2 protein-coding genes are annotated in these 9,516 nt (G+C 74.2%); both read right to left on the minus strand.

Annotated elements, in window-relative coordinates:
• The coding region (locus AAHZ94_RS21060) for a beta-ketoacyl reductase (protein WP_349994539.1) at positions 1-1,877 on the minus strand (1,877 nt) is incomplete at its 3' end.
• 8 nt (positions 1,878-1,885) lie between these two features.
• Positions 1,886-9,460, minus strand: a complete 7,575-nt coding sequence (locus AAHZ94_RS21065; protein ID WP_349994540.1) for an SDR family NAD(P)-dependent oxidoreductase — start codon at positions 9,458-9,460, stop codon at positions 1,886-1,888.
• Between the last annotated feature and the right edge of the window lie 56 nt (positions 9,461-9,516).

A 9,516-nucleotide genomic window follows, 5' to 3' on the forward strand; every position in this document is an offset into this window, starting at 1 on the left:
GGGGGGGGGGGGTGGGGGGGGGGGGGGGGGGGGGGGGCGGTTGGGGGGGGGGGGGCCGCCGGGAGCACCGGGGCCGCCGCCCGGGTCGGCGTGCCGGTGGCCGCGAGGCCGAAGTGGGCGCGCAGTTCGGCGCCCTTGGTGCGCACCAGGTGCGCGGTCAGCTCGTCGACGCTGTCGTACTCGAAGAACAGCGTCTTGGACAGCGCCCCGACCTGCTCCTCAAGCTCCTGGGTCATGCTGATGATGAGGATGGACTCCACGCCGTAGCGGCCGAAGGAGGTGTCCGTCCTGATTTCGGAGGTGGGCAGCTTGGTGAAGCGGGCGACCAGGCGCACCAGGTGGTCCCGGGTCCGGCCGCGCAGCACCGGGTCGTCCTCGGCACCGGAGGCGGCTGAGGCACCCAAGGCACCAGGGGCAGTGGGCGTTGTTCCGGGCGCGGCGGCCGGCGCGGGCTGCTGTGCTGGGGCCGTCTGGGCCGTCTGGCCCGCGGGCCAGGACGCCAGCAGCTCCCAGGTGCGCGGCTCGCCCTTGACCACCACTACCTGCGGGGCGTCGCCGGCCAGTGCGGTGAAGAAGGCGGCGACGCCGTCGGCGGTGGTCAGCGGGTGCAGCCCGAGTTCGGCCCTGGCCCGCTCCGCCGCGCCGTCGGCGGCGTGCATGGCGCCGCCCTCGCGCCACAGCGGCCAGCCGAGGGAGAGGGTGCGGCCGGCGCGCAGTCCTCGCCTGCGCAGCGCCTCGCGCCGGTGGGCGTAGTGGTCCAGATAGGCGTTGGCGAAGCCGTAGTCGGCCTGCCCGAGGTTGCCGAGCGTGCCGGCCAGCGAGGAGAAGAGGACGAAGAAGTCCAGCGGTTCGCCGCGCAGCGCCTCGTCCAGCAGGGCCGTGCCGCGCACCTTGGCGGCGAGCACGGCAGCCGCCTCCTCGCGGGTCTTCTTCAGCAGGAAGGAGTCCCGGATCACGCCGGCGGAGTGGATGACGCCACTCAGCGGCCCGAACGCGCTGCGGGCCTGGCTGACGAGGGTGGCCACCCCGTCGGCGGTGCTCACGTCGGCCGTCACGTACTGGACCTGCGCCCCGGCGTCGGCCAGTTCGGCGAGCGCCGCGCGGCCCTGCGCGTCCAGCGGGCGGCGCCCCGAAAGCACCAGCCGCACCCGCTCGCGGCGGGCCAGCTCCCGGGCGAAGACCAGCCCGAGACCGCCGAGACCACCGGTGATCAGGTACGTGCCGCCGGCGCGCAGCGGGCCCCGGCCGCCATCGGCCGCGCCCTGGTCGGGCAGCGCGACGAGGCTCCGTACGGTGCGGCGGTCGCCGTCGTAGCGGACCTCGGCCGCGGCGTCCGACCGGTCGAACTCGGCCAGCAGCAGGGCGGCTGCGGCGTCGGCCGGGCGCGGGGTGAGGGTGATGCCGCGGTAGCGGAAGGCGGGCTGTTCCTGGCCGACGACGCGGGCGAAGGTGCCGACGGCCGCGTACTCGGGGCGCGGGCCGTCCTGCTGCTCGACGGCGGCGTGCAGCAGGCGGACGCCGCCGCTGGGGCGCTCGCCCAGCAGGGCCTGGGTGACCTCCTGGAGCAGGAAGTACTCCTGCTCGGCGGCCCGGGCGCCGGCCAGGTCGCCGTCGTCGGCCGGCGGGCCGCGCCAGATCAGGACGCGCTCGGGGAGGCGGCCGGCGCGCAGCGCGGGCACCAGGTCATCGGCGGCGCGCACCACGTGCAGGTCGGCCTGCGCGTCGTGGTGCGCCACGGCCCGGCGGAGCGCCTGTTCGCTCTCGTCATCCGGGGTGAGGGCGAGGATGCGGCCACCCCTGGGGGCGTCGTTCCGCGCGTCGTGCGGTTCGTGGGCGGGCTGCCACTGCGGGGTCCAGTACCGGACGTGCTCGGTCATATCCTCATTCACCTGTTCTCAGCCCCGGTCACGAAGGACTTGAGGGCGTAGTCCTTGACGACCACGAGCGCCTTGCCCGTCAGGTCGGTCAGGGTGATGTCGAAGCGGTCGATCGCGCCGTGGGCCCGGGCCCCGTCGCCGCTGCGGCGCAGGTAGGCCACGCATTCGGCGGGCAGTGGCCCGCGGACGTCCAGGGCGGCCACCGAGAAGGGCAGCAGCAGCCTGTTGCCGGCGGCCGGCTCGGCTGGGCCGCCCATGAGCGCGATCACGGCCTGGAAGGCGCCGTTGACCAGGGCCGGTTGCAGGACGTCGAGCGGGTGCAGGTCGGTGGCCTGGGGCAGTGCGAGTTGGGCGATGGCCTCGCCGTCCCGGAACAGCACCTCCTCGATCACCTGGAACGCCGGCCCGTTGTCCAGGCCGGCGGCGGCCAGCGCCGCGTAGCCCGCGGGCCCGGCGAGCTTGCCCTCGCAGCCGGCGATGACGCCGGACAGGTCGAGCGGCTGCGCCGAGCCGTCCGGGACGGCGGGTCCGGCAGCCCCGGCGGCGATGTCGATGCGTGCCTCCATGCACACCCGGGCCGCCTGCGGGCCCTCGTCCAGGCCGATCTGGACCAGGACGGAGTCCTCTTCGGGGAAGAGCCGCACCGTCACCTCGACGGGTGCGTCGTCCACCTCGATGGGGTGCCGCCACAGCACGTCCCGTACCGAGCGCACCTCCTGCTCCAGGCTGAGCGCCCCGGCCAGCCGCGCCATCTCCAGCGTCACCGAGCCGGGCAGCACCTTCCGGCCGCCGACGCGGTGGCCGTCCAGGAAGGGTTCGCGGCCGGTGAAGGTGGTGGTGTAGCGCTGCTCAAACAGGGACGAGCGGTTGTGGTGCAGCAGCGGGGTGAGGCCGGCCGCGGTGAGCTGGACCGCGGTGGCGGCCAGCGGGGTGGCCGCGTCCCGGGGCGGCATCCAGTGCCGGGGCCGGGCGAACGGGTAGGTCGGCAGGCTGATCCGGCGCCGTCCCGCGCCGGCGGTCAGCGCCTCCCAGTCCAGGTCCTGGCCGCTCACCCAGGCGGTAAGCAGCGGTTCCAGGTCGCCGGCCGCGTACTGGGCGCGTACCGCTTCGGCCGCGGTCCCACGCTGCGGCGGTACGGGCGTGGTGACGGTGCCGCGGTGGCCGGCCGGGCGGCCGGCCAGGTAGTCGGCGAGGCCCGCTTCGAGTGCGTCCTGGCTGGCGACGACGAAGCCGAGGCGCTCCTCGTGGGCGTCGCGGCCGACCTGGAGGGTGTGGGCGACGTCGGCCAACTCGGCCGCCGTCAACCGGTGCCGCTGCAACCAGCCGAGCAACCGCTCAGCGACAGTGTGCAGTTGGTCCTCACGGCGGGCCGACAGCGGCACCAGGACGGGGCCTGCCTCGGCCTCGTCCCGGGCCGGCTGGTGCGGCGCCTGGTGTTCGGCGATGACCACGTGGGCGTTGGTGCCGCCGGCGCCGAAGCTGGAGATGCCGGCGACCCGCGGCCCTGCGGCCGGCGCCTGCCAGGGGATGACCTGCTGCGGCACCGTGAAGGGGGTGGCGGCGAAGTCGATCTCCGGGCTGAGCTCCGTCGAGTGCAGTGAGGGCACGATCTCCCGGTGCCGCATCTGAAGCAGCACCTTGCTGATCCCGGCCATGCCGGCGGCGCTCTCGCAGTGGCCGATGTTCGACTTCACCGAGCCCAGGTAGCAGCGGTGCGCGGGGTCGGCGCCGAACGCCTTGGTCAGCGCGGAGACCTCGATCGGGTCGCCGAGCCGGGTGCCGGTGCCGTGCGCCTCCACGTAGGAGACCTGTTCCGGCGCCACTCCGGCGCGCTCAAGCGCGCGCTGGATGACGGCGGTCTGGGCGTGCGGGTTGGGCACCGTGTAGCCGTTGGTCTTGCCGTCGTGGCTGACCGCGGTGCCCTTGATGACGCCGTAGACGTGGTCGCCGTCGGCGATCGCCTTCGCCAGCGGCTTGAGCAGGACGGCACCCACGCCCTCACCGGGCACGTAGCCGTCGCCGCCGGTGCCGAAGGACTCGCAGCGTCCGCGGGTGGAGGCGAAGTGGTGCTTGCCCAGCATCAGGAACTTGTTGGGGTGCAGGGACAGGTTGACGCCACCGGCCACGGCCAGTTCGCACTCGCCCGAGGTGAGGCTCTGGGCGGCCAGGTGCAGGGCGACCAGCGACGAGGAGCACATGGTGTCGACGGCCAGGCTGGGCCCGTGGAAGCCGTACTGGTAGGAGACCCGGTTGGCGATGGAGGCGGCGCTGCCGTTGAGGGTGATCATCTCGCCGCGCAGTTGCTGCTGGGCCGCGTAGAGCTGGTACTCCTCGTACATCACACCCACGTACACGCCCACCGGCCGCCCGGTCAGCGACCGCTTGCTGTAGCCGGCGTCCTCCAGGCTGTGGTGGACGCACTCCAGGAAGATCCGCTCCTGGGGGTCCATCACCTCGGCCTCGCCGGGCGAGATGTTGAAGAACAGCGAGTCGAAGGCGGTCGCCTCGTCGACGAAGCCGCCCCAGCGGGCGTAGGTGCGGTCCCCGCGGCCGTGCTCGGGGTTGAGGTAGGGCGCGTGGTCCCAGCGGTCGGCGGGGATCTCCGTAATGGAGTCCCGGCCCTGGCGCAGGTTGGTCCACAGCTCGGCGATGTCGCCGGCCTGTGCGTAGCGGCCGGCGAGCCCGATGATGGCGACGTCCAGGGCGCCGGTGTCGGCCGCCGGTCGGCCATCGCCCGCCACCGGTTGCGCGGTGGCGCGGCCCCAGCCGGCGGGCCAGGTGGCCGGCAGGCTGACGCCCTGCGCCGTACCGGAGGCCGTCGTGCCGGTGGCCGCTCCGGCGGGGGCGGCCGGTGCGGGGACGGCCGGGGCCGCCGCGGCGGGCGCGACGAGCTGGGCGACCTGCTGCGGGTGGCTGGCCGTGAGGGATTCGGCCAGCTCCTGCACGGTCTGGTTCTCGAAGAAGATCGTCTTCGGCAGCGGGCCGAAGTGCTGTTCCAACTGCTGGGTGAGGTTGATGATCAGCACCGAGTCGATGCCGTAGTTCTCCAGCGGTACGTACGCGTCCACGCGGGCCGCGTCGAGCTTGATCTCCTCGGCGACGACGCCCTTGAGGAAGGTGGCCAGCGCTTCGGTGTGGTCACCGGTGTCGGCCGCGGTCGGCTCCGGCGCGGTGCCGGGCTCCGGTGCGGTCTGCGGGGTGTTGGCAGTCTGGGCCCGCAGGTAGCCGCGGAGCTTGCCGGCGTCGCCGACCAGCGGCAGCACCTGGCTCTCGCCGGTGGCCACGCACGCGGCGAGGACGGCGAGGCCGGTGGCCCGGTCGAGGACGGCGAGGCCGGCGGCGTCGGCCGCGACCTGGGTCTGCTGGGCGCTGAGCGCCATGCCGCCGTCCTGCCAGAGCTGCCAGTTGACGGACAGCGTCCGGCCCTGGCGTTCGCCGCGGGCCACCCGTTCGGTGCGGCGGGCCGCGAAGTGGTCCATGAAGGCGTTGCCGGCCGCGTAGTCGGCCTGCCCGGCGTTGCCCAGGGCGCCGGCCGCGGACGAGAAGAGCAGGAAGAACTCCAGCGGCGCGGTGCTCGTGGCCTCGTCGATGGCGAGCAGCCCGGCCGTCTTGGCCGGCAGCACGGCCCGTACGTCATCGGCGCTCTTGCCGGTGAGCAGCCGGTCGCGGGTGACGCCCGCGCAGTGCAGCACGCCGTGCAGCGCGCCGTGCGCCGCGGTGGTGCGGGCCACCAGATCACGGCAGGCCGCCGCGTCGGTGACGTCGGTCTGCGCGTACTCGACCAGCGCGCCGCGGGCCCGCAGCCGCTCGACGGCGGCTTCGGTACGGGCGCCGGGCGCCGAGCGGCCGGTGAGGACCAGGCGCGGCGCGGTGACGCTGCCGGCGATCTCCTCGGCGAGCAGCAGGCCGAGCCCGCCGGCGCCGCCGGTGATCAGGTAGACCCCGCCGTCGCGCCACAGCGGGGCTTCGGTGCCCGCCGGGGTGGCCAGTTCGGTCCACTCGCGGACGGCGCGCCGGGCCCCTGCGGTGTGCCGCACGATCTGGTCGGTGGGCCAGGCGCGTTCGGCGCGCAGCCGCTCGGCGAGGGCGGCCGGCTGGGGCCGGTCGGTGGACCACAGGAGTTGCACGCTGGCGGCCGGGTGCTCGCTGCCGAGTGTCTGGAGCAGCCCGGCGAGGCCGAGGGCCGCCTCGTCCGTCCCGGTGTCGTCGGCCACGACCTGCACCAGCAGGCGCTGCTTGCGGCCGTCGTGCAGCAGGGTGGCCGCCTCGGCGACCAGGGCGATGACGTGGTCCTGGTAGCGGTCGGCGGGCAGGGCCGCGCCCGAGGTGAGGGCCCGCACCTGGGCTTCCGGCAACAGCCGTGCCAGTTCGGCCAGTTGGCCGGCCGCGGGGTCGCGAACCAGTACCACCCACCGGTCGTAGTGGGCCCGGGCCTGCGGCGCCGGCAGCTCCTGCGGGCGCCAGCGGGGGGCGAACAGCAGCCGCTCGGCAGCGCCGCCGGCCGCCGCCTCGAAGGTGAAGCGCTTGAACGCCACCTGGTCAAGGCGGACCGCGACGCGCCCGGCCTCGTCGCACAGCGTGATGTCGACCTTCTTCAGCCGGTCCCCGCCGTTGGTGGCGGGCCGCAGGTGGGCCCACATCACCGGGGTCAGCGCGCCGCTGACGGTGACGTCCTGGACGGCGAAGGGCAGTTCGGCCGAGGCGCCCGCGGTCTGCGGCAGGGTGTCGGGGTCGTCCGGGAGCGAGAGCGCCAGGGTCGCCTGGAGCGCGGCGTCCAGCAGTGCCGGGTGCAGCGCGTACCGCTCGGCGTCGGCGGCGACGGCGGCCGGCAGCCGCAGCGCCACCAGCACCTCGTCGGTGCCCCGGTGGACCGTGTCGATGGCCTGGTGGGCGGGCCCGTAGTCGATGCCCATGCGGGTGAACGCGCCGTAGCACCAGGCGCCTTCGACCACCGGGCGGGTGCAGCGGGCCCGTACCGCGGCCAGGTCGAGCGTGTCGGCCGCCGGCGCGCTGACGCCGGTGAGGTGAACGCTGCCCTGGCAGTGCACCTCGTCGCTGTGGATGCGGAAGGCGATGGCGTCGGTGTGCTCGCCCGGGGTGAGCGTGACGTGCACGGTGCGCGGCTGGTCGCCGACGGTGCACGGGCGCAGCCACACCACGTCGCGCACCCGCAGGTCGGCCGCGTCGGCCTGCTCGGGCAGGGCGGCGCGCACCGCGGCGAGCGCCATCTCCAGGTAGGCCACGGCCGGCAGCAGCTTCTGGCCGCCGACCCGGTGGTCGGTGAGGAAGAACTCGCGGCCGGTGAAGGTGGCGGAGAAGCGCAGCCCCTCCAGGGTGGAACTGTTGCGGTGCAGCAGCGGGTGGAGCTGGTCGACGGCGGCGCCGGCCGGGCGCGGGTTGGCCGGCCCGGTGACCCAGCAGCGTTCCTTGGCGAACGCGTAGCCGGGCAGTGGCACCCGGCGCAGCGGCCGGCCCGCGTGCAGCAGCGACCAGTCCGGGGCGATGCCCTCCACCCACAGTTCGGCGACCTTGTCCAGGCGCCGTTCGCGCAGCAGCCCGGCCATCATGTCGGAGTCTTCGAAGAGGCCGACGAGCAGCTTGGACTGGCTCTTGGCGCCGCGGCTGTTGCCGGTGTGCACGCGCGGCGAGCCGGTGCCGGCCAGGTACGCCTCCAGGGCGCCGATCAGCCCGCCGAGGTCGTCGGCGACGATCGCGAGCCGCTCTTCCATGGCCTCGCGCCCCTGTTGCAGGGTGTGGGCGACGGCGTCGAGGTCGGCGCCGTCGAAGCGGTCCCTGGCCGCGGCGAGGTGGTGGCCGGCGAGCTCGCGCAGCCGGTCCGCGTCGCGCGCCGAGTAGACGAACAGGTACGGGCCCGCGGGCGCGGCGGCCGGCCGCTGGCGCCGCTCGACGTACTCCTCGACGATCAGGTGGGCGTTGGCGCCGCCGGCGCCGAAGGAGCTGATGCCGGCGCGCCGCGGCTGGTCACCCGGCACCTCCCAGGCGGCCAGTTCCTGCTGGACCGCGAAGGGGCTGCGGGCGAAGTCGATGTACGGGTTGAGCGTGGTCGAGTGCAGTGAGGGTGCCAGTTGGCGGTGCTTGAACTGCAACAGGACCTTGGTCAGCGCGGCGACGCCGGCGGCTGACTCCAGGTGGCCGATGTTCGACTTGAGCGAGCCGATCGCGCAGAACCCGGTGTCCTTGGTGTGGTTGCGGAAGGCGTTGGTGAGCGCGGTGATCTCGATCGGGTCTCCGAGCGAGGTGCCGGTGCCGTGCGCCTCGATGTAGGAGAGGGTGCGGGCGTCGACACCGGCGTCGGCGAGGCCGGCGCGGACCAGGTCGGCCTGCGCGTTGGGATTGGGCACGGTGAAGCCGGTGGTCTTGCCGCCGGCGTTGATCGCGCTGCCCTTGATGACGCCGTAGACGTGGTCGCCGTCGGCGACGGCCCGCTCCAGCGACTTGAGCACGACCGCGCCCACGCCCTCGCCGGGCACGTAGCCGTCGCCGCCCTCGCCGAAGCTGCGGCAGCGGCCGTCGCTGGCGGCGAAGTTGCCCTGGCTGAGCAGGATCAGTTTGTTGGGGTGGATGGTGAGGTTGACGCCGCCGGCGATGACGACGTCGCTCTCCCCGCGGCGGATGCTCTCGCAGCCCAGGTGGATGGTGGTCAGCGACGAGGAGCACATGGTGTCGACGGCCATGCTCGGGCCGTGCAGGTTCATGAAGTACGACACCCGGTTGGCGATCGCCGCGAACGAGGACGGTACCGGGACCGGCTCGCCCTTGACCTCGCCCTGGAACAGCTCGTACATGCCGTACATGACGCCGACGTAGACGCCGACGCTCTGGTCGGCGAGGCCGGCGCGGGTGTAGCCGGCGTCCTCCACGGCGCGCCAGGCGGTCTGGAGGAAGAGCCTGGCCTGCGGGTCGAGGAAGTCGGCCTCGCCCGGGGAGATGTTGAAGAACAGCGGGTCGAACTGGTCGACGTCGCGCAGGAAGCCGCCCCACTTGGCGTACGCCTTGCCGGGGGTGCGGCCCTCGGGTGCGTAGTACTGGCTGTGGTCCCAGCGCTCGCCGGGGACCTCGCGGATGGAGTCGGTGCCGGCGGCCAGGTTGGCCCAGAACTCCTTCAGGGTGTCGGCGTCCGGGTAGCGGCCGTCGACGCCGATGATGGCGATGTCCTGGGCGGCGGGGGCCGGCGCCGGGCGGGTCTGCGCGGCCTGCTGCCAGAAGCGGGCGGGCGCGGGGCGCTCGGCTGCCGGGGCCGAGGTGGCGATCTCAGGCTGGGCGGTCGCGTCCGCTGCCGGCTCCGGTACGTCATCGATCGCCGCGGCGTCGGCCGGTGCGCCGAAGAGGCGCTGGACGTCGTCGGCGCGGTCGGCGACGAACCAGTCGGCGAGCTCCTCGATCGTGCCGTACTCGAAGAACAGGGTCTTCGGGAGCTCCCCGAAGTCCTCCTCCATCCGGCGGGTGAGGCTGATCATGATGATCGAGTCGATCCCGAACATCTCGAACTCGTCGCTCGGGTCGATCTTGTCGGCGTCGCTCTTGGTGCGCTCGCTGATGACCTGCGTGAGGTAGCCGATCACCGCGGCGCGGTGGTCGGCGCCCGCCCCCCGCCCGCCCGCCCCCGCGCGCGCCGGGG

The sequence above is a fragment of the Streptomyces sp. HSW2009 genome (assembly GCF_040240285.1).
In the GTDB taxonomy this organism is placed as follows: Bacteria; Actinomycetota; Actinomycetes; order Streptomycetales; family Streptomycetaceae; genus Streptomyces.